Below are 26670 nucleotides of genomic sequence, written 5' to 3' on the forward strand. Positions count from 1 at the left end.
ACTTAGCCTCTTTTACGACGATAAGCGGGCGATATCCTGGGAAGGGAGACTTCCTGCATCGGCATAATAGTAGTGGAAAACTCTTTCATTACGCGACGATAAACATCGCGTTTAAATGACACCACCTGACGAACCGGATACCAGAAACTGACCCAACGCCAGCCATCAAATTCAGGCGTACTGCTGCGCTGCATATTGATATCAGCATCGTTACACATCAGTTGCAGCAAGAACCATTTTTGCTTTTGGCCGATACAAACCGGCTTTGTGTCCCAACGCACCAAACGTTTCGGCAATTTATAACGTAACCAGTTACGGGTTGAAGCCAGAATACGTACATCTTTACGGCCAAGCCCCACTTCCTCAAACAGCTCGCGGTACATGGCCTGCTCAGCGGTTTCACCAGGGTTTATCCCCCCTTGTGGAAACTGCCAGGAGTGCTGGCCGTATCGTCTGGCCCACAATACCTGACCCTGCTTGTCACAAATTACAATACCAACATTCGGGCGGTAGCCATCATCATCGATCACCGGACTACCTCAATCGCTTAAACTCATAGATGTTCTGATTGTTTCATACTACCAACAGGCGGTAAACCACTGGTTAATGCCGATCCGCATGAATAAAAATGGGATAACTCACAGTTATACGCAAAGTTATAAACAGATTTTTGGAATCACCCGCGATTTTATGCACTTTTTCTGTGGATAGGTATGTGAAGAACTTCAGAGTAAGCGGGGTAAAACTCTTCTTAACTTATTTTTAGCGGGAAAATATATTCATATTAAATCATTTTAAAACAGTATATTACCAATAATAAATGGAGTTATCCCATGCTTAAAAATGAGAGTTATCTCACACCTGAAAGTGATCTGGTGAAAGATCCACCAATGTCGTTTTTATCCACAGCGATCGTCTAAAAGTTGACGCTATCCCGCCAAAAAATGGATAAAACCCAGGCCGTCAAGCCTGTAAATCGAACCAGTGCTCTCATTCAGACAGGGTTATCCAAGAAATCTGTGGATAAGTAGGTGGAAGATCCTGTTCATTGTCGCCTTCAACAGGTGATCAACCTCAGCGGCGATGCACTCAATACGCCAGAAACCTCAAAAAAAACTAAGGCAAATCATGCTATTATTTCATTGATCCACAGGAACAACTTTTTATTCACTGTGCATGACAAAAGCAGTACGAAATTTAATCTATCGAGTGAGCATTGTTTTTTATGTCTATTCCTTTCCCTGCCGCCCGGCCCCCGCTCAATGAACAGGAACTGTTGTTGCGCGCGCAATCGCTGGCGGGTCATACATTGGGTGAACTCGCCGCCCGGGCCGGATTGCCCATCCCTGAGAATCTTAAACGGGAGAAAGGCTGGGTTGGTATGTTGGTTGAGGTGTATCTCGGTGCGGTAGCAGGAAGCAAAGCCGAGCAGGATTTTGCTGACATTGGCATTGAGCTCAAAACAATCCCGGTTGATTCCCGGGGCAGGCCGCTGGAAACCACCTTTGTTTGCGTTGCCCCGTTAACCGGCAACAGCGGCGTGACCTGGGAAAACAGCCACGTGCGCCATAAACTGGCCCGGGTTTTGTGGATACCGGTCGAAGGTGAGCGCCAGATCCCCCTGGCCGGGCGCCACATCGGAGCACCTTTATTATGGCAACCCTCTGAGGAAGAAGATGAGCAACTGCGTCAGGACTGGGAGGAACTGATGGATTTGATCGTGCTGGGTAAAGTCGAAAGCATCACAGCACGCCATGGCGAATATCTGCAAATTCGCCCCAAAGCCGCCAACAGCAAAGCGCTGACGGAAGCGATCGGGGAATTAGGGCAACCCATTTTGACACTGCCGCGCGGCTTCTATTTGAAAAAGCGTTTTACCGCAGCGCTTCTGGCCCGTCATTTTCAGCTTTAACCGATACCATTCCACGCGGTCTGCGGGATAGTTTGCTACGCTAAATATCACTATCTTCGGTACAACAAAAAGGAACGTTAACGATGATGAAAAAAACTTTAATGGCAGCCGGTGCTGCGCTTGTGGTGCTGAGCCTCGCAGGTTGTGCCAGCGACTATGTGATCTCAACCAAAGACGGCAATATGATCCTCACTGATGGTAAACCTAAGCTGGATAAATCTACCGGACTGCTGAGTTACACCGATGAACAAGGTAACGATCGCCAGATCAATAATGACAACGTCAGCCAGGTGATGAAGCGTTAAGCAAAACGCCTCTTAACCCGTTAAAGAGCCAGTTATCAGGACTGGCTCTTTGTTATTTTATCCACCGCCCGCATCGTTCTTCCCGCACACACTGCCACTTCCCCCATCTGCCAGCCTTGTATATAGTCAGTTAAGGCGCTTTTTCTAACAGGCTGACATTCTCAGATATAAAGGAAGACCGGCAATGCAATATCACCGTATACCCCACAGTTCTTTAGAAGTGAGCTTACTGGGACTTGGCACCATGACTTTTGGTGAACAAAACAGCGAAGCCGACGCCCACCAGCAACTCGATTACGCCGTTGCGGCGGGTATCAACCTGATTGATACCGCAGAGATGTATCCCGTTCCGCCGCGTCCTGAAACTCAGGGGCTGACGGAAACCTATATCGGTAGCTGGCTGAAAGCCCGTGGCAATCGTGAAAAGATCATTCTGGCGAGTAAAGTCTCCGGCCCTTCCCGGGGTAGTGACAACGCCATTCGCCCGGATCAGATGCTGGATCGCAAAAATATCCGCGCGGCACTGGATGCCAGTCTGAAACGTCTGAACACCGATTATCTCGATCTTTATCAAATTCACTGGCCTCAGCGCCAGACCAATTTCTTTGGCAAACTGAGCTATCAGTACACCGAAGAACAATCTCCGGTGACTTTGCTGGAAACGCTGGAAGCGCTGAATGAACAGGTTCGCGCCGGTAAAATCCGCTATATCGGTGTTTCTAACGAAACGCCGTGGGGCGTGATGCGTTACCTGCAACTGGCTGAGAAACACGATCTGCCGCGTATTGTGTCGATTCAAAACCCGTACAGTTTGCTGAACCGCAGCTTTGAAATCGGTTTATCCGAAATCAGTCAGCACGAAGGGGTTGAACTGCTGGCCTACTCCAGCCTGGCGTTTGGCACACTGAGTGGCAAATACCTTAACGGTGCGAAACCGGCCGGGGCACGTAATACGCTGTTCAGCCGTTTCACCCGTTACTCTTCACCGCAGGCTGAAGCGGCGATTGCCGAATATGTCGCGCTGGCGAAGAAACGTAACCTGGATCCTTCGCAGATGGCGCTGGCCTTTGTGCGCCAGCAACCGTTTGTGGCCAGCACACTGCTGGGCGCAACCACGCTCGAACAGCTGAAGATCAACATCGACAGTCAGGATCTGACGCTCGATGAGGAGATCCTTGCTGATCTGGAAAATATCCACAAACGCTTCACTATTCCTGCGCCGTAAACCCTGGTCGCAGGCAGTAAAAAAGGGCGCTCAGCGCCCTTTTCTTTTTTCACCTGCCCGGTCACGCCAGGCGGCGTTTCTGCATATTCTTCCAGATCCACAACCCGGCTATCGCCAGTGCGAATACCACACCGAACCCGATGCCAATCGCCACCACTGGCGCGCCAACCATCACCACCAGCGAATACAAACCGAGCATCAGCAGCATGGCGGTGTTTTCACCCAGGTTCTGCACTGCAATCGCATTACCGGCACCAACGGAAATTTTACCGCGATGCTGCAAGAGTGCATTCAGCGGCACCACAAAGAAGCCGCCCAGAATCCCCACCACCACCAGCACAATGTAAGCACTCAACATGCTGGTTTGCAGTGCGAAGACCACCACGGCGATACCGATAGCGACGCCTGCAGGCAGGCAGCGTTTCACGGTATCCAGACGGATTAATTTCGCCGCCGCGCCCGCACCCAACACAATCCCGACCGCCACCATCGCATTCAGCAACGTAGGGGTTTTGTTATCGGTGATGCCCAGCGCCACTGGCACCCACAGCACCAGCAGGAAACGCAGCGTCACGCCCGCGCCCCAGAACAGGCTGGTACCGACCAGCGAGAAGCGGGTTTCGCCATCCTGCCATAATGTTTTGCAGGCAGAGAAAAAAGTCCGGCTCATTTTTGCCGGATTCCATGACTGTCCCGGACGCGCAGGACTCAGCTTCGGAATAAACCAGTTTGCGACCACCGCCGCACCATACGCCAGCACGCAGATACCCAGCGCCGCCAGAATGCTCCAGTCAGCCAGCGCGCCACCGGCCACAGAACCCAGCAGAATCGCGGCAATGGTAGAGGCTTCCATCAGGCCATTGGCTTTCACCAACTGTTCACCACTGGCGATCTCGCCCAGAATGCCGTATTTGGCTGGCGAATACGCCGCTGCGCCAATACCGACCAATGTATAACCGAGGAACGGATTCAGTCCGGCGCAAATCACCGCCGCGCCTGCCAGTTTGAGCAGGTTGGCGACCATCATCACGCGGCCTTTGGAGAAACTGTCGGCAAACTGCCCGACAAACGGCGCGAGGATAATATAGGTCGCCACAAACGCCATTTGTAAAACAGGCTGACTCCAGTCGGGGTAAAGTTGCTGTTTGATCAGCGCCAGCGCGGCGAACAGCAGCGCATTGTCACCGAAAGCCGACAGGAACTGCGCCACGATCACCGCAATCATACTTTTTGACATCAGCGGCGATGCCGCCTTTACTGGCTGGATCATGCCTCAGTCTCCGGGTTTTCTGCCATCTGACGCAGGGTGACAAAATCGGGTTTACCGCTGCCGAGCAACGGTAACGCTTTAACGACACGAATATCACGCGGCACCGCCAGTTCCGGCAGCCCGAGTTCACGGGCGGCCTTGCTCAGTGCATCACGACGTAATTCAGGATCGGTGGTAAACAGCACCAGGGCCTCGCCTTTGCTGGCATCGCTGCGGGACGTCGCCGCATGCTGTTTATCCGGTGAAGCGCTGATCGCCAGTTGTTCGACGCTTTCCAGCGAGACCATTTCCCCCGCCAGTTTGGCAAAACGTTTCACGCGGCCCCGGATGGTGCAGAAACCTTTTTCATCCAGCGTGACGATATCGCCGGTGTCATACCAGCCCGCCTGCATTTCACCTGCGGCATTTTCAGCCTGCGGTGTTTCCAGCACACCCGGATTTTCAACGCGCAGGTAACCCTTCATGATGTTAGGCCCGCGCAGTTGCAGACGACCGCCCTCTTCAATGCCCGGCACGGTAATCAGACGTGACTCCATGCCCGGCAAAATCTTACCGACGGTATTCACTTTCGTCGCCATCGGTACGTTGATTGCAACCACCGGTGCGCACTCGGTCACGCCGTAGCCTTCCAGAATGCGGATACCGAATTTGTTCTGCCAGATTTCTTTGGTGCCTTCCGCCAGTTTCTCCGCTCCGGCGACCACATACCGCAACCGTGCAAAATCATACGGATGCGCAAAGCGGGCGTAATTGCCGAGGAACGTTGAGGTGCCAAACAATACGGTACAGTTCTGGTCATACACCAGTTCCGGCACAATGCGGTAATGCAGCGGGCTCGGATACAGGAAAACCCGCGCGCCGGTGATCAGCGGCGTCAGCAATCCGACCGTCAGGCCAAAGGCGTGGAACAGCGGCAGCGACGACATAAACCGGTCGCGCGGCGTGAAGTCAGCAACAGTGCGGATTTGCTCGACGTTAGCCAGCAGGCTGGCGTGCGAATGCACCACACCTTTCGGGTTACCTTCAGAACCGGAGGTGAACAGTACCAGTGCTGCGTCATCGGGCTTTTGCGGCAACATCGCGCGGCGAGGAAAGATCAGATGGAACAGGATCCACAGCTTATCCTGCGTGGTCACCGTGTCTTTCAAATCTTCCAGATAAACCCAGTTCGCCTCAGGTACATTCTCCGGCAGATGCGTCAGCTTGCCTTTTTCAAGGAACTGGCGGGAGGTAATAATGGTGTTGATCTGCGCCGCTTTCATGGCGCTTTGCAACCCTTTTGCACCCGCTGTGTAGTTGAGCAGCGCCGGAATACGGTTACGCATTGACGCGCCAAACAGCGCAGCCGCCATGATCGTCGCATTGGGTAACAGCATCCCCACATGTTCACCTTCGCGGGTAAAACGTTGCAAAATGCGACTCACGCCCAGGCATTTTTTCAGCAGGCCCTGATAGGTATCTTCTTTGAATGCGATATCAGCGATACAGGGTTTGCGACGGCCATAACGGGTTTGTGCGGATAATAATGCCTGATACAAGGTTTCCGGCTTGCGGGTATCCATACGCGCCTGCATCATAATTTTATGCAGTTGCTCACCGGCGAGAACACGGCGGTCGCGCGAGCGCGGCGCGTCCGGCATCGCAATGGTGGTCGGCGGTAAGAGGCTGATGGTAATTTTCGGGAACCAGCGGATTTTAAAGCTGCCGAACAACCGGCCAAACGGCGTGTATTCCGCGCCATCAATGCGCACCGGCATGACGGTCGCCTGTGACTTCGCCGCCACAAAGGCCGCACCGTCGTAAATCTTCATTAAAGAACCGGTAACCGTAATACGCCCTTCCGGAAATACAACCACCGGACGCCCTTTTTCCACTTCGCGGATCAGATGCTTAATCGCCATCGGTTTGGTCGGATCCAGCGGCATAAAATCCACGTACGGTTTCAGCCAGCGCATAAACCAGCTGTCGGTGATGTCGGAATACACCGCAAAGACCGGTTTTATCGGCAGGAAAAGCGCCAGCAGCATGCCATCAATAAACGAGACATGATTCGGCGTGAGGATTAAACGCGGGTAATCATATTTATTGTTCGCCGGGGTCACGCTGACTCTGAACATCAGGCGGAAAAGCCACCTGAAAGTAGCGAAAAGAAAGTGATACATGTTGGCCATCTCCTTATGTGTCATCCCTGATCTTGAAGAAAAGGTTGGGGAAACAGCATACTATAAGCCGCTGAAAAATGACGACAGTCAGAGAGAATTTAGGAGGGAACTGATCGGCGTGCCGGAGCTGAGGCAAAAAAAAACCTACGCATCCGCGTAGGTTGGTGCAAATTTAATCGGTATCAACATGCAGAGCACGTTGATGATTCACCAATCAATACCTCTGGGACGTTCAATTTAGCTGGTTTAGGAGAATCACCGCCAGCAGGCAATCGAAACATAATCCCGCAAAATGTAACCAGTGGTGAAAATAGGCCCGATTTATCATAAATCAGGCTAACTGTTTAAAAACCACCTTAAATACTTTGGACCTCGACTAAACAACTCATGGCATTTGGCCCCTGCGTCAGGCGCGACGTACCGATATCCAGCGTCAGCACATTCGGATTCCCCGCCTGCTCCGTTTCCTGCCACTGGCCGCCAAAGCCCGGATCAAACCAGGCGCCGGTGGACATCAGCACCACGCCACGCGTAATGCAGTCGTTAAGCGAAACACCCGCCAGACAACTGCCGCGTGCGTTGTGCACTTTCACCCGGTCGCCGTCCTTAAGCTGACGGCTGAGGGCATCTTCCGGATGCATGAACAGGGTTTCCTTACCGGCGGTTTTGTTCGACTGCGCCAGCGGCGACTGATCGAGCTGGCTGTGCAGACGATCTTTGGGCTGAATGGAAATCAGGTGCAATGGCCACTGTCTGGCACTTTCCGCGCCCAGCCATTCTACCGGCGGCTGCCATTCCGGATGCGGTGCGAAATCTTCATAGCCGTAACCGGCGATGGTTTCGGAGAACAGTTCGATTTTGCCACTGTGTGTCCCCAGCGGATTAGCGCGCGGACTTTTACGAAATTCCTCAAAGAACACGTAATCTTTTTCCGGTACCGGCAGTTCAACAAAACCGCGCTCCCAGAAGGTTTCAAAATCAGGCCATTCCACACCCGTGCCTTTTTGCGCTTCGCCGCACTGACGGTAAATATGGCGCAGCCACTGATCCTCATTACGCCCCTGAGTGAACTGCTCGCGGTAACCGAGACGGTCGGCAATATCCGCGAAAATATCAAAATCATTGCGCGCCTGATGTTGCGGCGCAACGGCCTGATGCATCGCCAGCACGAAGCGGTCACGCGATGAACCGCCGATATCGTTACGTTCCAGCGATGTTGTCGCAGGCAGCACGATATCGGCCATCTGCGCGGCCGGCGTCCAGACGTTATCCTGCACAATCACGGTATCCGGCTTCTGCCAGCCTTCGACCAGACGGTTAAGCTGCTGATGATGGTGGAACGGATTACCCCCCGCCCAGTGCACCAGATGAATATCGGGATAATGCAGCGTCTCGCCCTGAAATTCATACGGCTGGCCCGGATTGAGCAACATATCGCTGATGCGCGCCACCGGGATCGACAAACCAGACGGATTCGGCCCGGCACTGACGGCAGGCCCCGGCGTGTCATAACGCGGATTACCCACGCTGTTCATCGAGCCGTGACCGAAGGAGAAACCACCGCCCGGCAAACCGACCTGCCCGAGCATGGCAGAGAGGGCGATCATCATCCAGTAAGGCTGCTCGCCACGGTGAGCACGCTGTACGGAGTACGAACAGGTAATAAAGCTGCGCACACCGATCAGGTCATCCGCCAGACGCGCAATACGTTCAGCCGGCACGCCGGTTATAGCGCTCGCCCAGTCAGGCGTTTTGGGTGTGCCGTCCGTGTCGCCGCGCAGATACGCGGCAAGTTGCGGATAACCCACGCAATGGCTGGCAAGGAACGCCTCATCCTGCGCTTCTTTACGCTGAATTTCATACGCAACGGCCATCATCAGCGCCGCATCGGTGTTCGGGCGGATCGGGATCCACTCGGCATTAACGAATTCCGGACAATCGTCGCGCATCGGGCTGATGTTGATGACGCGGGTGCCTTTTTTCGCCAGCTGTTCCAGCGCCGGTTTCAGGGTATGTTCCACTGCACCGCCGGAAGCGACCTGCGCATTTTTCAGCGCCAGGCCGCCAAACGCGACCAGAATGTCAGCATGTTCGACCACACTTGGCCATGAAGTAACGCGTCCGGTCAGCGGCGTAAAAGTACCGATAACATACGGCAGGAAAAATTGCGCCGAGCCCCAGCTGTAATTGCCCTGCTGATCAACCCCGCCGCCGCCGGTGAAATAAAAACGACGCACCAGAGAACGGGCGTGGTGTAAACGCCCTGCGGATGACCAGCCATAAGAACCGTTAAAGATACCGGCAGCGCCGTAACGGTCGCGCACGCGTTTATTCTCTTCGGCCACCAGATCCAGCGCCAGATCCCAGTCCACTTCGACAAAATCCTCACGGCCACGCAGCGAGCGATCGCTGTTTTCGCGGTGTTTCAGCCACGAACGGCGCACTGCCGGTTTACGGATACGCTTGTCGGAATAAACCAGCGGCGCAATGGAATCCAGCAAAGGGGAAGGATCGGCATCCGCCTGATAAGGTTCACAACGGATCAACCGGCCATCTTCTACCACGGCAGTATACGCGCCCCAGTGGGCCAGTTGCGGATAGCGTTTTATCGACATATTTTCTATTTTTCTCAGCGCAGATAAGTGACTTTAAAAATACCATTCACTGCGCTGATAACTCAAAGCACAAATGTGGATAAACAGAAAAGGGGATGTGCTCCCCATTATTCATCGTTTGAGACGGGATGACCGTTTCAGGCCTGTGGCTGAGCGATCACAGGCGGTAGCCAGCTGTTGTAGCCGAAAGCACGGCGGCCGATGACGATCAACATCAATCCTAATATCAGTGCAAAAATCAGAATGATGGCGATAATTTGCAACGGCATAAAGCTGCCTGCCAACGCTGTCACCGCCAGACCGCTAACGGGTACCGAACACATATTCATCAGGCCTATAAGCCCCATGGTTTTCCCCAGATGTTTCTGCGGGATAATCTGGCTGCGTAAGGTGCGCAGGTAGACGCTGAATGCACCATCAAAAGCCATCAGTAATGCGTAACCGGCCAGATACATCGCATAATCGAGTGAAAGCGACATCAGGGCACCTGACAATATCATGCCGCAAAATGACAGGGTCCCCAGCGTGGAAAGCCCAAAACGTTTGGCAATTCGCGGCACAAAGAAAAACGTAATGATGGTGACCAGCGCTGCCGAGGTCTGTAATACCCCGAAGTAACTCTCAGGCAGATGAAACTCTTTGAGGATCACCGCAGCACTCACCACCAGCGCCGCACCGTATACCAGATTCACTACCCAGGTCAGCGCACACAGATGCAGCAGGATTTTATTCTGCTTAAGCACCTGAATCGCCGTAATGTTGGATTGCACAATGGACCGCAGACTCATCTTTTCTGCAATTTCCACGTCATGAGTTTCGAGGAACAGATAGTTAATAGCAGAGACAGCAAACAGCACGGCTGCACAGGCTAAAATCGCCCCGACGCCACCATAAACGGAAATTGCCACCGCCAGCGCCGGGCCGAGAACCTGCGTGGTCTGGTCGACACCCTGTAACATTGAATGGGCTTTCGGCAGAGCCTCTGCGGGGATATGGCGCGGTAACAGCGCCTCAGTGGCGACAAAGTTCAGCACATAGGCCACCGACAGCAGCGCCATCATGACCGCCAGCACCGGGAATGTGGCGCCGGGATGAAAGGTCAGGGTCAGGAAAGCGACCACCATTAACACACAGCGTCCGGCTTCCACGTTAAAGAAGATAAAGCGGGGCTTGATACGGTCAGCCAGAAAACCTGACAGCGGGAAAAACAGAATGCGCGGCAACCACTCAATCACGAATGCCAGCGAGGAAAAGGTGAGAGAACCGGTCGCTTTTAAAATCGCCAGCGGCACGGCAAACAGCAAAAACTGATCGCACAGTGACCCGGCAAAGCGGGAAAAGACGAAACGTTTTAATCCAAAACGATCACTGTTCATATCATTGCTTTCCTTAAAGGAGTTCAGGAGCCACCACAAATGAGGTGGCTCGGGGGATATCAGACCTGACGAAGGGTAAACAGCGATCGGGCGTATTGATCGGCAATCGTTAAGTGCTCGTCAAAACCCTGTTCTGCGGCACGCTGTGGCCAGAAATACTCGATAGAACCTTCACGGGTTTTCCACGACACCAGCTTTTTCGACAGATCCAGCGGCTTAGCGGTAACCTGCATATTCACCACATGAGCCGGCAGGCTGGCGGGCAATGTGATTTTCTCAATCACACCCACGTCGGCTTTAATAAAAGCAACGGCGCTCAGGCCGCGAGGTTTGAGAGTATCCGGCAGCGGTTTAAGTTTGTTCAGATGGCTGAGTACGTGCAGTTCATACGGGTTGATACCGTAGGTTCTTTCCACCAAATCCATTATGGTGTCGCCCCCTGTGCGCGCGCCCACTTCGATGATTTTGATTTCACCGGCAGGCGTAATACGTGCTTCAAAGTGCGCCACCCCGTAACGGATCCCCAGTGCATGACAGGCCCGTTCAGCTATGTCACGCAGTGATTGATTGTCACTGTGCAGCGACGGCATGCTGTGGCCGACTTCAACAAAATTCGGCTCTTCACCCAGATATTTGTCCGTAACTGCTATTGCCCGGTGATAGTCGCCCTGATTGATCACCTCAACGCTGACTTCCTGCCACGCCGGAATATATTCCTCGATCTGGAACAAGTCTTCCGGCGCAAAGGATTCACCATTGAGTGAAATCACATCGGTAACGCAACGGGCGAACACTTCTTCGATTTCCTGTTCGTGAGTGATTTTCAATACACCCAGACTCCCCGCCAGTTCACGCGGTTTAATCACCACCGGCAGACCGAACTCTGCAATCAATGTTTTCAGTTCGTTGAGCGTACGGAACGCAGCGAAGCGAGGCACCGGCAGGCCGGCGGCTTGCAGGATCTGCTTCATCACAAATTTGTCACGGCAGTGGGTGATCGTTTGGCAATCATTTCCGTAAAGCTGGTAATGCTCAGTCAGAAGGCTGGCGGCGCGCACGGTAAAATCATTCATCGGGATAACCGCCGCAGGAGTTTCACCGGTTTCCTGTTGATGGGCCTGTACGGCACGTAGCACAGCCTCTGCATCGGCCACATCTCCCGGTATAAAGCCGTCGAAAAATTTGATTGTCGGCGAGGTGCGATTTTTTGCCATCGTCAGTACCCGCATTCCGCCTGAAGCACGTAAAGCCCCCGCCAGCACACGCTCACGCAAAGCAAACTCACCGCCCAGAATCAAAATATAGGTGTTGTTCATAATAAAACTCCTGCAAGTCAGTAGTGGCCGTTATGCCGGCCATCGGATTAAAGGTCTTTACCAATCGTCCAGCCGCCATCAATAACCAGCGTGGAACCGGTCACAAATCGTGCATCGGAAGAAGTGAGATACATTGCCGCTTTTGCCACATCCTGCGTTTCGCCCAGCACAGGCAGGAACTGACCACGTTGGATCTTCTCCATCTGTGCCGGGTTGTCGTAGTAAGGTTCGGTAAGCGGTGTGCGGATAACGCCGGGCGCAATGGCATTCACCCGGATTCGATGCTTGCCGTATTCCAGCGCCAGCTGTTTCGTCAGGCCGATAACGGCGTGCTTTGATGAGACATAGGCGGTGCGATCAGGCTCGCCCATCAGGCCGGAGACCGAGGCGATATTGACGGCATTGCCCGGCAGGTTATGGCGAACCAGCTGCTGACAGAATGCACGTCCGGCAACAAAACTGGCGGTCACGTTAACGGCAAAAACACGTTCCCACAGTGACAGTGATAATTCATCGATCCGGCAGATTTCACGCGTACCGGCGCAGTTTATTAAGACATTGTTATCGCTGGCGTATTCTGCCGCTTCAAATACGCCATTCAGATGCACTGAATCGGTAATATCCAGCTGGTGGTGAACATACTCAGGTTCATTGGCGAAAACGGACGGGGAACAGTCAATACCCTCTACCGCATAGCCGGCGGCCAGATAGGCCGCCACCATCGATTGACCGATACCACTGGATGCGCCCGTGATAAACACTTTATATTTCAGGCTCATGCCGCTTCCTTCATCGTGCGCTGGAACGTCACCAGAATAATGTCACGCAGTGCCGTCTCCCCCGGCTGGCGACAGCCTATGGGTGTCACCGCATGGTATTTGTCGTGATTTACCACCAGCGTGTCGAATAACGTCTCCAGACGCAGCACCCGCTCAATATTTTTAGGGGTCGGGGCAATCAAATTATCGCCACCCAGCATGTTGGCGGAGGCATGGATCAGGTGAACAAACACCACATCCTCATCATCTTTATGCAGCCAGACAGGCGAGCTGTACGCGGGCGCATCACACTGCGCCTCATAGCGGAATAAATGAATGCCGACGGACAACTCTTCCAGCGGTCCGATACGCTTATAAGCTTCAACAAAAGCGATGTCGTCCTGCAAAATCGTCTGCATCAGGCGGTTAGCAGTAATATTTTCGGGCAGCAAAGGATAATGGCGAACAATACCGCCGGTGTCCGGATTGTATTTTTTAGTTTGCTTATATTCCGTAAAATGACCAAAACTGAGCTCACCCTGCTCATTACGCCGGCATTGCGCATAACCGCGCCAGCGATTCCCTGCAGAATAAGGATCCAGCGTCAGTTTTTCATATGCCAGTTTTAATTGCTCAAGTTCAGAAAGAAAAATATCTTTATTATCGCAATTGATATCAGGCAACGTTTGATAATAACTCCCGGGGATAAATGCATATCCCCCGGCCGCAAGATGATTAACATATTCCATATAAGACTCGTTATTAATTCAGGACAAAGAGATAAGGAACCACCATGATTAATTCGCTCCGGTTATGTCCAATACACCACTTTGCTATTATTGAGTCTGCCAATAAAGCGCCCGGCCGTAAGACGGCTTCCCTGACTGACGCTGCTGACACCGTGCAGATGACAGGCGTTCATGAAGTAAATATCCCCGGCATTCAGTCGCACTGAGAGGGATTCCACGCCCTGCAACTGGTGCGGAGGATAGGGATAACCGGTGTCCGTCACACCAAAGCGGGTGCGGCAAGGCTCATCCGGATCGAGATTCCACATTTTCAATTCGCCACCGCCCTGCGCCGCTTCCAGGCACACATTAAACGCAGTCACCGTCATGGCATCGGCAATTTCAAAATCATCCTGTTGCGCAAACTTAAGCTGGGCGCGGTCTTCATGCGGCATCAGCGACATGACACCGTTATCCAGCCAGCGACGGAACGTGGCAAAACAGGCGTAAGAATTCTTATAACGCGCCGGACCAAAATGGATCCCTTCGTCAAGGAATAAATCTTCCAGCGTACGGTTGAGGAACAGGGATTCGGTGGCATAACTGTCCGCGACGGACATCAGTTCTGCAACACTGGCGTTTACCCGGTTCACTTCCGCCATATAGTTTTCACCGTTACGTGAAAACTGCGTGGCGCCAATCTGATTGGTCAGAACAAAACCGTCATCGGCGCGGTTTCCGCCACCGTTGCGATTCACCATCTGATTAAACTTTTCTGCTACATCCTGGCAGATTTCTTTATCCGCAAAATTACGGATAATATACAGAACATTACCCTGATGATGACCGTGCAGAATAATATTTTTGATAATGCTGAAATCTACATTATCAGGCTCTGTTTCTAAATAACTAAAACCTTTTTTTACTGAACCGGACAATACCATCTTTTGCTGTTTTTCAGCCAATAACTCACTCATGACGTTCCTGCCAAAGAATATTAAAATGATAATCGTAAAAAAAATGTGTTATTAAATTAACTTGGGTGAAATAAGATGTCAGACAAATAAAGGCGAATACAGCATTCCCCCCTGAGACCATAAATTATTATCCCGACGTTCCTGATTAAGCTCTGAGTATTTACCTAAATTACGCTGGAATATTTCACCGTAATTTCCGACCTGATGAATGATCGCGCGGATAAAATCCGGACGCAGCCCCAGATTTTTACAATGCTGCTCTGACGGGTAAAGGAAAGTGCGCAGGTAGCCCGTCGCCTCCTGACTCATTTCAAGAATGTTTTTGCTGGTGACCTGTAAGTTTTCCGCTTCTATCAGCGTACGCATGATCCAGGTTACCGCTTTCAGCCACTGCGTGTCATGCGAGGACACTGCCGGTGACATGGCTTCCAGCGAGATACGATCCTGCAAGATAATATGCGCTTCTTTATCTTTCAGCTGAGCACGTTCGCCGGCCAGCAAATAGGAATCGAGACAGTAGATATTGCATTCGCCTAGCTGATAAGCCTGACGGGCCTGAGTCGGCGAATCAAACAGTCGGATCTCGCAAGAGAGATTTAAATTTCCAAAGTAACGCTTCAGATTCTCTTCGGTGGTGGATCCCCGCATGGCCGCTATCCGGCGCTCGCGGGTATACTTTACCTGTTCAACGGGTTCGAGCAAATTACCCGCCGGCGTCATCAGCACTTCGCCATCAAACAGCATCGGATGAACAAAACTGACTTCTGACTCGGTTTCACGCTGGAAAGTTATGCTGGAATTAAATGACCCCAGGTCAATCACTCCGTCACGCAGCGCCCGAAACCGGTCACCGGACTGCAACGGCATATAATGAATTTTTCCGACATCACCTAACACCGCCACTGCTACCGCCCGGGCTAAATCAATGTCGAACCCTTCCCAGCAATTGTGTAATACATTGCGAAACGACAATCCTTTAAAACCCAGACTAACACCAACATTCAGCACATCGTGCTGGCGGATCCGTTCAATAACCGTTTGGTTCAACATAGCTAACCTGTTAATTAAATTGATTATTATGACTAATTCTCACCAGAGGTTGCCTCTGTTGAACATCATACGGCTTGATGATAATTTGGATAGATATTCCAGAAACAAAAGAGCTATGCGTGAAAAGCACAAATGAGTTAGCCGAACTCCTTCCCAGTTTGTCCGTTTTTATTCAGGTGGTTGAAAAAGGAAGTTTTTCTTCAGCAGGACGGGAGACTTCGCTGGCCCCCTCTTCTGTGAGCCGGATGATTGACCGTCTGGAGAAACGCCTCAACGTGGTGTTATTTACCCGCTCGACCCGCTCTGTTGCCATAACCGAGATCGGACTGGAAATTTACCAGCAGGCGCTGACGGTACTGTCCGCTACGCAGACACTTTTCTCCCGGGCGGATAGCTTCAGCGATACCCCTCAGGGTGTGTTGCGTATCACCGCGCCAAACACACTCGGTAAGATTCTGCTCACCCCTTTTCTGCCCGCATTTTTACGCCGCTATCCGGAAATAAACGTCGAGCTTTCGCTGACCGATCGCGTCACTAATTTGACGCAGGACGCCTACGATCTGGCACTGCGCGTAACCGAAAGTCCACCGGAGAATATGGTAGCCCGTGCCCTGATGCCTATCGATTATGTATTGGTTTGTGCTGCGGATTACGACGAAGTACTGCCCGATTTCCCGGCTGCACTCACCAAACACAACATTTTTTTCCCCGATGAACGGCAATTTCGCGGTGCCTGGCGTTTTTGGCACAATGATATAGTGGAGACCGTGACGCTGGTTCCACGGTTGATGATCAATAACAGCGACGCCATGATTGATGCCATCTTGCAGGGTGTCGGCATTGCGCTGATCCCCACTTTCATCGCCAACCGATATATCGCTAATGGTAAATTGCATCGCGTGTTGCCTGAATGGCGAGTGGAGAATCCCCTGCCGCGTAACACCTACGCAATCACCCTTCCCAATAAACTGCTGCCACTTAAAACAAGAGTGTTTATCGATGATTTTATGCAGTGGATTAAGGAGGAAGGAAGGGTGTAGTCAGAATGAAACCAGATTGACGTTTACGCCGGAAATCGTTTCCCAGCAAAATCGCTCTCCCCGCCGCCGCCTGCGCAGGGGAGGCGCAAAACCTTCAGGTATTTTTCCCGTTACATCCCGCTTACATCCTAAAGTTGCGATCAGCATCCTTGCAGCCAGCGGTCTTTTCCGCAAAACTGGTCCGTGTAAACGATTACCCTCACGGAAACAGAAGTGTTATGGCAACGATTAAGGATGTAGCAAAACTGGCAGGCGTATCGGTTGCGACCGTATCACGCGTGATTAACCATTCCCCGAAAGCCAGCGACAGCTCGCGGGAAGCCGTACAGAACGCCATGCAACATCTGCAATATCATCCCAATGCCAACGCCCGTGCCCTCGCCCAGCAGGCGACCGAAACACTGGGGCTGATCGTGGCTGATGTATCCGATCCCTTTTTCGGTGCGATGGTGAAAGCGGTTGAACAGGTCGCCTATGCCACCGGTAATTTTCTGCTGATTGGTAACGGTTATCACAACGTTGAAAAAGAGCGTCAGGCCATTGAGCAATTGATCCGCCACCGCTGTGCGGCATTAGTCGTGCATGCCAAAATGCTCCCGCAAGATGAGCTGACCAGCCTGATGCAGCAAATCCCCGGAATGGTGCTGATTAACCGCACGTTACCGGGCTTCGAACAGCGCTGTATTGCACTCGATGACCGCTACGGTTCCTGGCTGGCGACGCGTCATCTGATCCAGGCCGGGCATCAGCGCATCGCGATTTTGTGTTCTAACCATGGCATTTCCGATGCCAGCGACCGCCTTCAGGGCTATATCGACGCCCTTAACGAACACAACATCCCTGTCGATGACAAGCTGATTGCATACGCCGAACCCGATGAAATCGGAGGCGAAAAAGCCATGGCGGACTTATTAGGATTGGGCAAAGGTTTTACGGCAGTGACCTGCTACAACGACCCGATGGCCGCCGGTGCATTATCAGTCTTAAGCGATAACAGTATTGATGTACCGGGCGAAATTTCGCTGATTGGCTTTGATGATGTGCTGATTTCGCGCTACCTGCGCCCGCGTCTGACCACCGTACGTTATCCGGTCGTGGCCATGGCAAGTCAGGCAGCGCAACTGGCATTAGCGCTGGCAAATGGTCAGCCGTTACCGGAAACCACTCACATGTTCAGCCCGACGCTGGTGCGGCGTCACTCGGTGAGCAGCCCGGCCAACAGCTAAAGAAGTTGATGAAAAAGATGCACCGGCTTATCCGGGTAATCCAGGGCATCGCCGATGTATTTCCAGCCAAAACGTTCGTAATAACCGGTGAAGTCGGCGTACAGATATAACTCCCCGAAGCCGCTGCGGCGGCTCTGTTCCTGCACAAACTGCTGTAACTGCTGCCCCAGTCCGCGCGAGCGGAAATGCTTATCCACGTATAACGCCGCCAGCCACGGGGTAAGATCCTGACGACTGATTAAATCGCAGCGCCATAACCCCACGGTGCCTGCCAGTCTACCTTCGTCGAGTGCAATAAAAGTTTGCGGTAAGTCCGCGCCGGACAGGCTGCTTCGCACCACACTGGCAAAAAATTCGCGACTATTTTCGCTGCCAAACGCCCGCCAAAGCCAGTCTGTCACCGCGTCCTGAAATTCAGGACGTTCACTCAGATTAATAATCTTCATGGTGTTCAGACCAGCTTTCCCTGAAAAATCGGTACAGATTCAAACAGATACCCGTCAAACTCCGGCGCATCAACATCTGACAATTCCATCAGTGTATTTTTTACATTTTCCATATGCTGCCACATCGCCTGGTACGAGCCCATGACGTCGCGGCGTCGCAGGGCAGCCAAAATATTCTGATGATCAGCCAGCCATTTCAGGCGGTAACCCCGGGTAGCAATATGGCTGTGTAACTGTTTCCACAGCGGACTGGAATCCCGGTGCATCCAGATATTTTTCACCGAATCGAGCAGCATCTGGTTTTGTGTCGCACCGGCAATCAGCAGGTGGAACAACTTGTCGTTGTCACCGCTTTCATCGTTAGCCACGATAGCGGTTTGTTCCTGCTCAAGCGTGCGACGCAGATTTTCGATATCCGCTTTGGTCGCCATTTTGGCGGCAAACGCGGCAATATTACTTTCGAGCAACTGCCGCGCCTGTAAGATTTCAAAGGGCCCGATCTGCCCCTGATACATCAGCTCGTCTTCCCCTTCTTCCTGAGAAGGAATGCGGATCACATACACGCCGGAACCCTGACGGATATCGACTGTGCCCTCAAGTTCCAGCATCAGTAAGGCTTCACGCACTATCGTCCGGCTGACGCCGTAGTTTTCCGCCATATTGCGTTCGGGCGGCAGGCGGGATCCCACGGCAAAATGCCCTTGCTTGATTTGCTCACGCAGGTCGTGCCCGATTTCCTGATACTGCTTTTTGTCCTGCGAAACCACACCTTTTTCCACACAATCACCCTGATACACGAAACAAGAAAGACCGGATGTTACTGTATCAGAGATAGTGCCTGATCCAGCACTTTTGCACCGTTTAACGTGCCGTAAGCCACCATGTCGATCACTGCGATCGGAATACCGTGTTCATCGGTCAGCTTTTTATTCTCCGTCAGCTTAAAACGCACCTGCGGCCCGAGCAGCACGGCGACGATATCGCGTCCATACGCCTCAAGCTCATCGCGCAGATTGTTTTCCGGGATCGCGTAGATCTGATATTCCATACCCCGGGCAGCGGCTTCTTTTTCCATTTTGGTGACCACCAGTGACGTGGACATTCCTGCCGAACAAGCTAAAACAATTCGTTTCATGGTATTTCCTTAGGTTATTTTTCCTGGTCATCCAGCGTTAAAGACAACACACCACTTTCACTGAGCGATTTAAACCAGTGAGATGATTTCTTCTGACGGCGATCACGGTTGTTCTCCAGATCAATCTCGATCAGTCCGTAACGGTTTTTAAAGGCGTTCATTGGCGAGACATTATCGGTAAAGGCCCAGAGCATATATCCCTGACAATTGGCACCGTCCTCCCGCGCTTTTAACGTCCAGTAAAGATGCTCGGCAATAAATTCAATACGATAGTCGTCCTGAATTTCCCCGCTGATGGCATCGCGGAACTGATCTTCATTTTCGATACCCATGCCGTTTTCCGCCACAAACCACGCAATATTTCCGTATTCGGTTTTAATGCGCATCGCCATGTCGTAAATAATTTTCGGGTATATTTCCCAGCCACGCGATTTATTCATCCGGCGACCGGGTAATTCAAAGTGTTCGTAGTAATACGCCGGATGGAATGGCGTGTTTTTATTCCATTCGCGGGAAGGTGCTTTCACCCGGTGCGGGTAATAGAGATTAATACCCACTTCATCCACAGTATTGTTCCGAATAACGGCCAGTTCCTCTGCGGAATAATCAAAATGCACGCCATGCTTTTGCAGTAATTCCAACAACTCCTGCGGATATTCGCCGTTAATCATCGGATCTAAAAATACGCGGTTATAGAATAAATCGTATAAATGTGCCGCCTGCTGATCATGTGCTGCTGTTGAGCGGGCGTAAGTCACTTCCGGATTTAAAATGACCCCCACCGTGCCCGAGGCGTTATAGCCTTTACGGTAGAACAGTTCGACAACGCTGGCGGTCGCCAACACTTTGTGATGATTCCACTGCATCCATTTGGCGGTATTTTGTTCAAACGGCCAGCGAATTGCATCCAGATAGACACGGGTTTGTACCACCACCGGTTCGTTGAAGGTAAACCAGCGACTGACTTTTCCGGCATAGCGCTCAAAGACTTTTTCTGCGTACAACACAAATAATTCGACAACTTTTTTCGAACTCCAGCCGTCGTATTTCTCGATCAGAAACGCCGGTAATTCATAGTGTTCCAGGCACAACATCGGTTCGATGCCGTGACGTTTCATTTCATCGAGCAGGTCGTCAATATATGCGGCATACTCTTCATCGACGGTACCCAGTTCGTAATCTGTCAGAAAGCGTGACCAGTTGACGGACGTGCGGTAGTGGCTCAGTCCGCTGGCTTTCATCAGCGCCACATCTTCCTGATAACGATTGATAAAATCGGTGGCTTTCGCCGGACCGTAGCCGTTGTGCCAGACGTGGCGGTTATTTTTGTACCAGAGATCCAGATACGAATCCTGCCCGTCTTTTTTGCCGCTCCAGCCTTCGGTCTGCCATGCAGAGGCTGCTGCACCGAGAATAAATCCCTCGGGGATGGCGATTGAAACCTGACTCATAACGTTCCTCTTTGTCCGAATAGTTTTACGCCGTGGCGGCCTGTTTCTGGCTTTGTTGCGCGGCTTCCAGCTGCGCCTGATCGGCACGACGCGCGGCCACTTTCACGAACGGCAGATAGATCAGTACCGCCACCAGAATGCAGCCAATTTGGGTGATCACCGCCCCCATCGACCCGGCAGTCGACAACCAGGCATTGATCACCGGCGGTGTGGTCCACGGCACCATCACCACCGCACGTCCGGCGAATCCGAGGCTGGTGGCAAAGTAGCCGATGGTGCCGGTAATCAGCGGCGTGATGATGAACGGAATGGCGAGGATCGGGTTGAGCATGATCGGCATACCAAAAATTACCGGCTCATTGATGTTAAAGAAGCTTGGCCCAAGCGACAGTTTGGCAATTTCGCGCATTTCTTTACGGCGGGTAGCAATCATCACCGCCAGCAGCAGACCGATAGTGCACCCTGAACCACCGATACTCATATAGACATCCCAGAACGGCATGGTGATGATGTTCGGCACTTCATGGCCCTGCTCAAATGCGGTCATGTTAACCATGATGGCGCCGAGCAACAGCGGTTCACGGATCGGTTTAATCATCTGGTTGCCGTGAATACCAATCACCCAGAACAGCTGCGCGACAAACATCAGCAGCAAAATACCCGGCAGGCTTTGCATTACCGATTCCAGAGGACGCTGGATCACCTGATACACCGCGTCGTACAAATACATGCCGGTAACGCGATGGAAAACAAAGCCGAAGGTGGCAACGAGAACCACGGTAATAATGGCAGGGATCAGAGCCGAGAAGGATGCCGACACATTGGGTGGCACGCTCTCCGGCATTTTTATGCGCAGGCTGTTAACCCGCTCCAGACGGGAATAAATCTCAACCGACAAAATGGCAATAAACATGCCGAGGAACAGACTTTTCGTATCGGAGAATTGTTTTGCCAGCACATCTTTCACTTCCTGCATCTGGCCGTTAACCATCATATCGACAGTGGTTGGCGTAACGGCGATAAAACAAATCACCGCCAGCAGGCCGGGAAATAACGAACGCGAACCGTTAATTTTTCCCAGTTCAATACCAATTAAAAACACCGCGCCAATGGTCAGAAAACTCAGCGTGGCATAGTTAATACTGCTCATGATGGGTTTGAGTGTTGCCAGCCAGGAGAACATTTCAAAATGTGCTAGTCCGTTTTTCGGATCCATCACCATGTTTGAAATTAAAACTGAGAATGCCCCCACAATAATGACGGGCATTAACGTGATAAAAGACGCCTTAATAGCCATGATGTATCTGAAGCTATTAAAGGTATTGGCGAATCCCCCCAGCGAATCGATAAAGCGATCTTTCAATGACATGACAGCACCTCATTTTCTTTTTTCTATACTTCACAGGTGTTGGTTTCGTCTTCACCTTTTACATGGCATGAGGAATAAAGGTGTCGTACGAAGCAGGGTCAGAGTCCGGTTCTGTATATCATCCTGTCGGCCATATTTCGGGATTACTTACGTAATGTGGCATGCCAAAAAATAGCGTAATACGAATTAATTTCTGTGACAGCGTTCTCACATGTGAATATTGGAATTCCAATATCATGAATTCACACTCATCTGGTATACCAATTTGGAGTTTTCGATGGAATTCGATCTGGAACAAACAGTAATGGAATTATTGATCAACGCCGGCGAAGCACGATCTAACGCCATGATGGCCATTCAGCACGCACGTAAAAAAGAATGGGCGCAGGCCGATGCGATGCTGAAAGCCTCTGACGATGCGGCCCGTGTCGCGCATAAAGTGCAGACACAACTGATTAGCCTGGATGAAGGCGTAGGCAAAATTCCGGTGAATTTAATCATGGTGCATTCGCAGGATCATCTGATGACCGCCATGCTGTGCCGTGATCTGGCAGAAGAGATCGTGTTACTGAGAAAAGAGATGTTTGATAAGTAAGCTCCCTGCTTTGCGAAGAAGTAAAAGCAACGCGATTAGCTCCCTCTCCTGCGAAGGGGAGGGCTGGGGTGGGGTATTAAGGTCAAAAACTAAATTCAAAGTGTGCTTTAACTCATTGCTTTGTATTTAAAACCCCCTCCCCCTTCGCAGGGGGAGGAGCAAAGACTAAAGCTCCAGAGCAATTAACTCTTCCACCGTCTGCCTGCGACGAATCAATCTCGGCACGCCATTCTCAAACAACACTTCCGGCAGCAGCGGTCGGGTGTTGTAGTTGGATGACATGGATGCGCCATAAGCCCCGGTGTCATGGAACACCAGATAATCGCCAATATTTACCGGTGGCAGCGGGAAGGTTTCAACGCCGCCGCCTGCCTGTTGGGTAAAGACATCGCCGGACTCACACAGCGGCCCCGCAATCACCGATTCAGTCAGCGGCTGCCCGCTGACATCGCGGCCATCGGCCGGTAACAGCGAAATATGGTGATAACTGCCGTACATCGCCGGACGCATCAGGTCGTTAAAGCCCGCATCACACAGCACGAAATGACGGCTGCCCATATTTTTCACCGCGCGTATTTGCGCCACCAGTACACCGGACTCTGCCACCAGGAAACGACCCGGTTCGATCTCCAGTTTAATTTCATGGCCAAGATGCGCGGCGATTTGCTCACGCGCACGGTTCCACAGGCCAAAGTAATGGCCGGTATCAATGGATTCTTCTTCAAAATGATAGGGAATCGACAGACCGCCACCGGCGGATATCGCTTCAATATCTTGTCCGGTTTCAATCACCTGACGCACCATCGCATCGCAAACCTGCTCAAGGTGACCGTAATCCACACCGGAACCGATATGCATATGAATGCCCACCAGTTTCAGACCGTAACGGGCGATCTCCGCCAGTGCCTGCGGTAAATCGGCATACCAGATCCCGTGCTTGCTGTTTTCTCCGCCGGTATTGGTTTTCTGGCTGTGACCGTGACCAAAGCCCGGGTTAACGCGCAGCCACACCGGATGTCCGGCCTGGTGCTGACCAATCTGGCTGAGCATGTCGATGGAACCGGCGTTCACCGGAATATTCAGCGCGGTCACACGTTCCAGCGTCGGTTGATCCAGCACGTCAGCGGTAAACACAATCTCGCTGTCTTCGCCGCCCGGAATAAAACCGGCCACCAGTGCACGTTCAATTTCACCCAGAGAAACAGAATCGACCTTCACACCCTGCTCATGCATCAGGCGCAGAATATGAATATTAGAACAAGCTTTCTGCGCAAAACGAATGACGTCAAACTGGCGCAACTGCGCTATACGCTGTTTGATAATTGCAGCGTCATATGCCCACACAGGGCAGCCAAATTGTTGCGGCAGGGCCCGTAAATTCGCGGCGTTAAGTGCGGTGGACATGTCGTTCAGGGCGCGTGGCATAAGATTTTCCGTCAGGTGAATTCAGTCATATTTCCCTCAGTATGCCGCGTGGCGCAACACTGATAAAATATCTATTTCAGGCAAGTCTATTCATTTATGATATGGGTTACTGTCATCGTCCAGCGGATAAAACCATGCCAGCAATTTCCCTGCGCCATATCGAAATTTTCCATGCCGTAATGACCACCGGAAATCTGACCGAAGCCGCTGCGTTGCTCAATACGTCACAGCCAACAGTCAGCCGCGAGCTGGCACGCTGCGAAAAGTTACTGGATTTGCAATTGTTCGAACGCCTGCGCGGGCGGTTGTATCCGACCGTGCAGGGTTTACGGTTGTTTGAGGAGGTGCAGCGGTCATATTACGGGCTGGAGAGGATCATCAGCGCGGCAGAAGGCATCCGCCAGTTTGAGCAGGCGCAGTTGTCGATCGCCTGCCTGCCGGTATTCAGCCAGTCGCTGTTGCCTGCGGTCTGCAAGCCGTTTCTCGACCGCTATCCTGAGGTCAGTTTCAATATCGTGCCACAAGAATCACCGCTGCTCGAAGAGTGGCTGTCGGCGCAGCGCCATGATTTAGGACTGACGGAAAACACTCAGACGCCCGCCGGGACCGAGCGGCAAACGCTGCTGACGCTGAATGAAGTCTGTGTGCTGCCAGCCAGACATCCACTGGCAGCCAAACCGCGCCTCACACCGCAGGATTTCAGCGGCCTGAATTTTATCAGTCTGTCAGCAACGGACAGTTACCGCCAGTTGCTGGATACGTTGTTTACGGAACAACAGGTTATGCGACGGCTGGTGATGGAAACCCACAGCGCCGCATCGGTATGCAGTATGGTAAGGGAAGGCGCGGGCGTCTCTATCGTCAACCCGCTGACTGCACTCGATTATGGTGACAACGGACTCGTCCTGCGGGAATTCAGCGTCGCCGTGCCGTTCACCGTCAGCCTGATAAGACCGTTGCACCGCCCCGCTTCCGCGCTGGTGAGCACCTTTATTGAGCACTGCCATCAGCAGGCGCAACGCTTCGCCGGGGATCTTGAGGCGGCGCTGATGCGCTGAGTCCAAACGTCAGGGCCACGCCGGAGACATCCCGCATAGCCCTGACGTTTTCAGCGGCAAAATTACATGGCCGCTTTTTTCACTTTCTTCGCCGCACGACGGAAAGTGATCACACACAATACGAAGCCGGTAGCGCCGAGTGCGCCCGCTGCCAGCGGCACGGTGCCCAGCCCCATTCCGCGTTCAATCACCGCGCCACCCACCCAGGCACCCAGAGCATTGCCGACATTAAAGGCTGCAATATTGAGGGTCGATACCAGATTTGGCGCGTTTTTACCGTAAGTCACAACGTTGACCTGCAACGCCGGAACTGCCGCGAAATTCACCATCGCCCAGATAAACAGTGTGATTTCTGCCGCCACCAGATGAGCACTGGTGTAGCTGAACAACACGGAAAATATCGTGATCATCAGGAATGTCATGGTCAGCGAAATCCCCAGACGCCAGTCCGCCAGACGTCCGCCCAGCACGTTACCGATGGTAAGACCGAGGCCGATCAGCAGCAGCGTCCAGCTGACTCCATGTTCAGACACGCCGGTGATTTGTGTCAAAATCGGCGCGATATAAGTGAACAGCGCGAACATTGCCGCCGAAAAGAAAATAGTGATCGACAGCGACAGCCATAACCCCAGACTGCCCAGCGCACGGATCTCCTTACGCAGATCAGTCGGCTCTTCTTCTTTCTTATCTGGCAGCTTCTTATAAAGCGCGAACAGCGATGCCACACCAATCACCGCCACTACCCAGAACGTTGAACGCCAGCCGAAAGCCTGTCCGAGCGCGGTACCGAGCGGAACGCCCAGCACGTTAGCCAGCGTCAGACCGGTGAACATCAGGGCCACCGCAGAGGCGCGGCGGTTAGGTGCCACCAGACTTGCCGCTACCACGGCGCCAATCCCGAAGAATGCGCCATGACACAGCGCAGTGATCACGCGTGCCAGCATCAGGAAACCGTAACTGTAGGACAGAGCGCACATCACGTTACCGACGATAAAGATGCTCATCAGCAGCAGCAGGGTTTTCTTGCGCGGCAGTTTCGCCGTCAGTACAGCCATGATCGGCGCGCCAATCGCTACGCCCAGTGCATATCCGCTGATTAACCAGCCTGCAGAAGGAATACTGACATGCAGATCCCCCGCCACGTTGGGGAGCAGCCCCATGATGACAAATTCGGTGGTACCGATGGCAAACGCGCTGAGCGCCAGTGCCAGAAGTGCGACAGGCATAAAAA

General features: G+C 52.4%; 24 protein-coding genes. 7 read left to right on the forward strand and 17 right to left on the reverse strand.

Annotated features, from left to right (window positions below):
• Positions 1–2 precede the first annotated feature (2 nt).
• Positions 3–530: an RNA pyrophosphohydrolase gene (gene rppH / locus ACOZIO_RS19795; protein ID WP_129954948.1), complete on the reverse strand. Its 528-nt coding sequence runs from the start codon at positions 528–530 to the stop codon at positions 3–5.
• 695 nt (positions 531–1225) lie between these two features.
• Here rppH and mutH point away from each other — a divergent pair.
• The 3 genes from mutH (at position 1226) to ACOZIO_RS19810 (ending at position 3442) form a co-directional block, all read left to right on the forward strand.
• Positions 1226–1912, forward strand: coding sequence for a DNA mismatch repair endonuclease MutH (gene mutH / locus ACOZIO_RS19800; protein WP_129954947.1), 687 nt, complete (start codon positions 1226–1228; stop codon positions 1910–1912).
• Between the two features lie 86 nt (positions 1913–1998).
• On the forward strand, positions 1999–2217 hold the full coding sequence (locus ACOZIO_RS19805) for a YgdI/YgdR family lipoprotein (RefSeq protein WP_015689428.1): 219 nt from the start codon (positions 1999–2001) through the stop codon (positions 2215–2217).
• Between the two features lie 184 nt (positions 2218–2401).
• Positions 2402–3442: an NADP(H)-dependent aldo-keto reductase gene (locus tag ACOZIO_RS19810; RefSeq protein ID WP_129992047.1), complete on the forward strand. Its 1041-nt coding sequence runs from the start codon at positions 2402–2404 to the stop codon at positions 3440–3442.
• Positions 3443–3503: 61 nt separating this feature from the next.
• Here the strand turns inward: ACOZIO_RS19810 and lplT are convergent, their stop codons facing one another.
• The 9 genes from lplT to ACOZIO_RS19855 form a co-directional block, all read right to left on the reverse strand.
• Complete coding sequence (lplT, locus tag ACOZIO_RS19815) at positions 3504–4712, reverse strand: lysophospholipid transporter LplT (protein WP_129954945.1); 1209 nt, start codon at positions 4710–4712, stop codon at positions 3504–3506.
• A complete protein-coding gene (gene aas, locus ACOZIO_RS19820) occupies positions 4709–6874 on the reverse strand; it encodes a bifunctional acyl-ACP--phospholipid O-acyltransferase/long-chain-fatty-acid--ACP ligase (RefSeq protein ID WP_217137781.1) in 2166 nt (721 codons plus the stop codon). Before aas ends, lplT begins: the two co-directional genes overlap by 4 nt.
• A gap of 356 nt (positions 6875–7230) precedes the next feature.
• Positions 7231–9489, reverse strand: coding sequence for a molybdopterin guanine dinucleotide-containing S/N-oxide reductase (locus ACOZIO_RS19825; RefSeq protein WP_421595611.1), 2259 nt, complete (start codon positions 9487–9489; stop codon positions 7231–7233).
• Between the two features lie 137 nt (positions 9490–9626).
• Entirely contained in the window at positions 9627–10865 is a 1239-nt protein-coding gene (locus tag ACOZIO_RS19830; protein WP_129954941.1) for an MFS transporter, read from the reverse strand.
• A 59-nt stretch (positions 10866–10924) separates the two neighbouring features.
• Positions 10925–12181: an ATP-grasp domain-containing protein gene (locus ACOZIO_RS19835; RefSeq protein WP_129954940.1), complete on the reverse strand. Its 1257-nt coding sequence runs from the start codon at positions 12179–12181 to the stop codon at positions 10925–10927.
• Positions 12182–12228: 47 nt separating this feature from the next.
• Positions 12229–12960: an SDR family NAD(P)-dependent oxidoreductase gene (locus ACOZIO_RS19840; protein WP_421595612.1), complete on the reverse strand. Its 732-nt coding sequence runs from the start codon at positions 12958–12960 to the stop codon at positions 12229–12231.
• Complete coding sequence (gene hilB, locus ACOZIO_RS19845) at positions 12957–13688, reverse strand: 3(1)-hydroxy-L-isoleucine 4-dioxygenase HilB (protein WP_421595613.1); 732 nt, start codon at positions 13686–13688, stop codon at positions 12957–12959. Before hilB ends, ACOZIO_RS19840 begins: the two co-directional genes overlap by 4 nt.
• 62 nt (positions 13689–13750) lie before the next feature.
• Complete coding sequence (gene hilA, locus ACOZIO_RS19850) at positions 13751–14644, reverse strand: L-isoleucine 3(1)-dioxygenase (RefSeq protein ID WP_421595614.1); 894 nt, start codon at positions 14642–14644, stop codon at positions 13751–13753.
• Between the two features lie 78 nt (positions 14645–14722).
• The gene (locus ACOZIO_RS19855) at positions 14723–15694 is read right to left on the reverse strand and encodes a transporter substrate-binding domain-containing protein (RefSeq protein WP_421595615.1); all 972 of its coding nucleotides are present in this window, start codon (positions 15692–15694) and stop codon (positions 14723–14725) included.
• 119 nt (positions 15695–15813) lie between these two features.
• Between ACOZIO_RS19855 and ACOZIO_RS19860 the strand changes: the two genes are divergently transcribed.
• Together ACOZIO_RS19860 and galR are read left to right on the forward strand one after the other, a co-directional pair.
• Positions 15814–16734, forward strand: coding sequence for a LysR family transcriptional regulator (locus ACOZIO_RS19860; RefSeq protein ID WP_129954935.1), 921 nt, complete (start codon positions 15814–15816; stop codon positions 16732–16734).
• Positions 16735–16952: 218 nt separating this feature from the next.
• Positions 16953–17960 carry an HTH-type transcriptional regulator GalR gene (galR, locus tag ACOZIO_RS19865; protein WP_129954934.1) on the forward strand — a complete coding sequence of 336 codons (1008 nt, stop codon included), beginning with the start codon at positions 16953–16955 and terminating at the stop codon, positions 17958–17960.
• On the opposite strand, the gene ACOZIO_RS19870 is transcribed toward galR, so the two are convergent.
• The 5 genes from ACOZIO_RS19870 to ACOZIO_RS19890 are packed head-to-tail and all read right to left on the reverse strand — an operon-like array spanning position 17957 to position 22361.
• Positions 17957–18406 carry a GNAT family N-acetyltransferase gene (locus ACOZIO_RS19870; protein WP_421595616.1) on the reverse strand — a complete coding sequence of 150 codons (450 nt, stop codon included), beginning with the start codon at positions 18404–18406 and terminating at the stop codon, positions 17957–17959. The two genes, galR and ACOZIO_RS19870, sit on opposite strands and share 4 nt — an antisense overlap.
• A gap of 5 nt (positions 18407–18411) precedes the next feature.
• The gene (locus tag ACOZIO_RS19875) at positions 18412–19185 is read right to left on the reverse strand and encodes an FCD domain-containing protein (RefSeq protein WP_129954932.1); all 774 of its coding nucleotides are present in this window, start codon (positions 19183–19185) and stop codon (positions 18412–18414) included.
• Between the two features lie 38 nt (positions 19186–19223).
• Positions 19224–19541, reverse strand: coding sequence for a PTS sugar transporter subunit IIB (locus tag ACOZIO_RS19880; RefSeq protein ID WP_129954931.1), 318 nt, complete (start codon positions 19539–19541; stop codon positions 19224–19226).
• Between the two features lie 14 nt (positions 19542–19555).
• Positions 19556–20992, reverse strand: a complete 1437-nt coding sequence (locus ACOZIO_RS19885; protein WP_129992042.1) for a glycoside hydrolase family 1 protein — start codon at positions 20990–20992, stop codon at positions 19556–19558.
• 25 nt (positions 20993–21017) lie between these two features.
• Positions 21018–22361, reverse strand: a complete 1344-nt coding sequence (locus ACOZIO_RS19890; protein WP_129954929.1) for a PTS sugar transporter subunit IIC — start codon at positions 22359–22361, stop codon at positions 21018–21020.
• A gap of 277 nt (positions 22362–22638) precedes the next feature.
• Between ACOZIO_RS19890 and ACOZIO_RS19895 the strand changes: the two genes are divergently transcribed.
• The gene (locus tag ACOZIO_RS19895; protein ID WP_129954928.1) at positions 22639–22956 is read left to right on the forward strand and encodes a PTS lactose/cellobiose transporter subunit IIA; all 318 of its coding nucleotides are present in this window, start codon (positions 22639–22641) and stop codon (positions 22954–22956) included.
• A gap of 165 nt (positions 22957–23121) precedes the next feature.
• Here the strand turns inward: ACOZIO_RS19895 and lysA are convergent, their stop codons facing one another.
• Complete coding sequence (gene lysA, locus ACOZIO_RS19900; protein ID WP_217156819.1) at positions 23122–24381, reverse strand: diaminopimelate decarboxylase; 1260 nt, start codon at positions 24379–24381, stop codon at positions 23122–23124.
• Positions 24382–24515: 134 nt separating this feature from the next.
• On the opposite strand from lysA, the gene ACOZIO_RS19905 reads away from it, so the two are divergent.
• Positions 24516–25439 carry a LysR family transcriptional regulator gene (locus ACOZIO_RS19905; protein ID WP_129992040.1) on the forward strand — a complete coding sequence of 308 codons (924 nt, stop codon included), beginning with the start codon at positions 24516–24518 and terminating at the stop codon, positions 25437–25439.
• 62 nt (positions 25440–25501) lie between these two features.
• Here the strand turns inward: ACOZIO_RS19905 and ACOZIO_RS19910 are convergent, their stop codons facing one another.
• A complete protein-coding gene (locus ACOZIO_RS19910; protein ID WP_129992039.1) occupies positions 25502–26665 on the reverse strand; it encodes an MFS transporter in 1164 nt (387 codons plus the stop codon).
• Between the last annotated feature and the right edge of the window lie 5 nt (positions 26666–26670).

The sequence above is a fragment of the Rahnella sp. PD4 genome (assembly GCF_049199325.1).
GTDB classification, from domain to species: Bacteria; Pseudomonadota; Gammaproteobacteria; order Enterobacterales; family Enterobacteriaceae; genus Rahnella; species Rahnella perminowiae.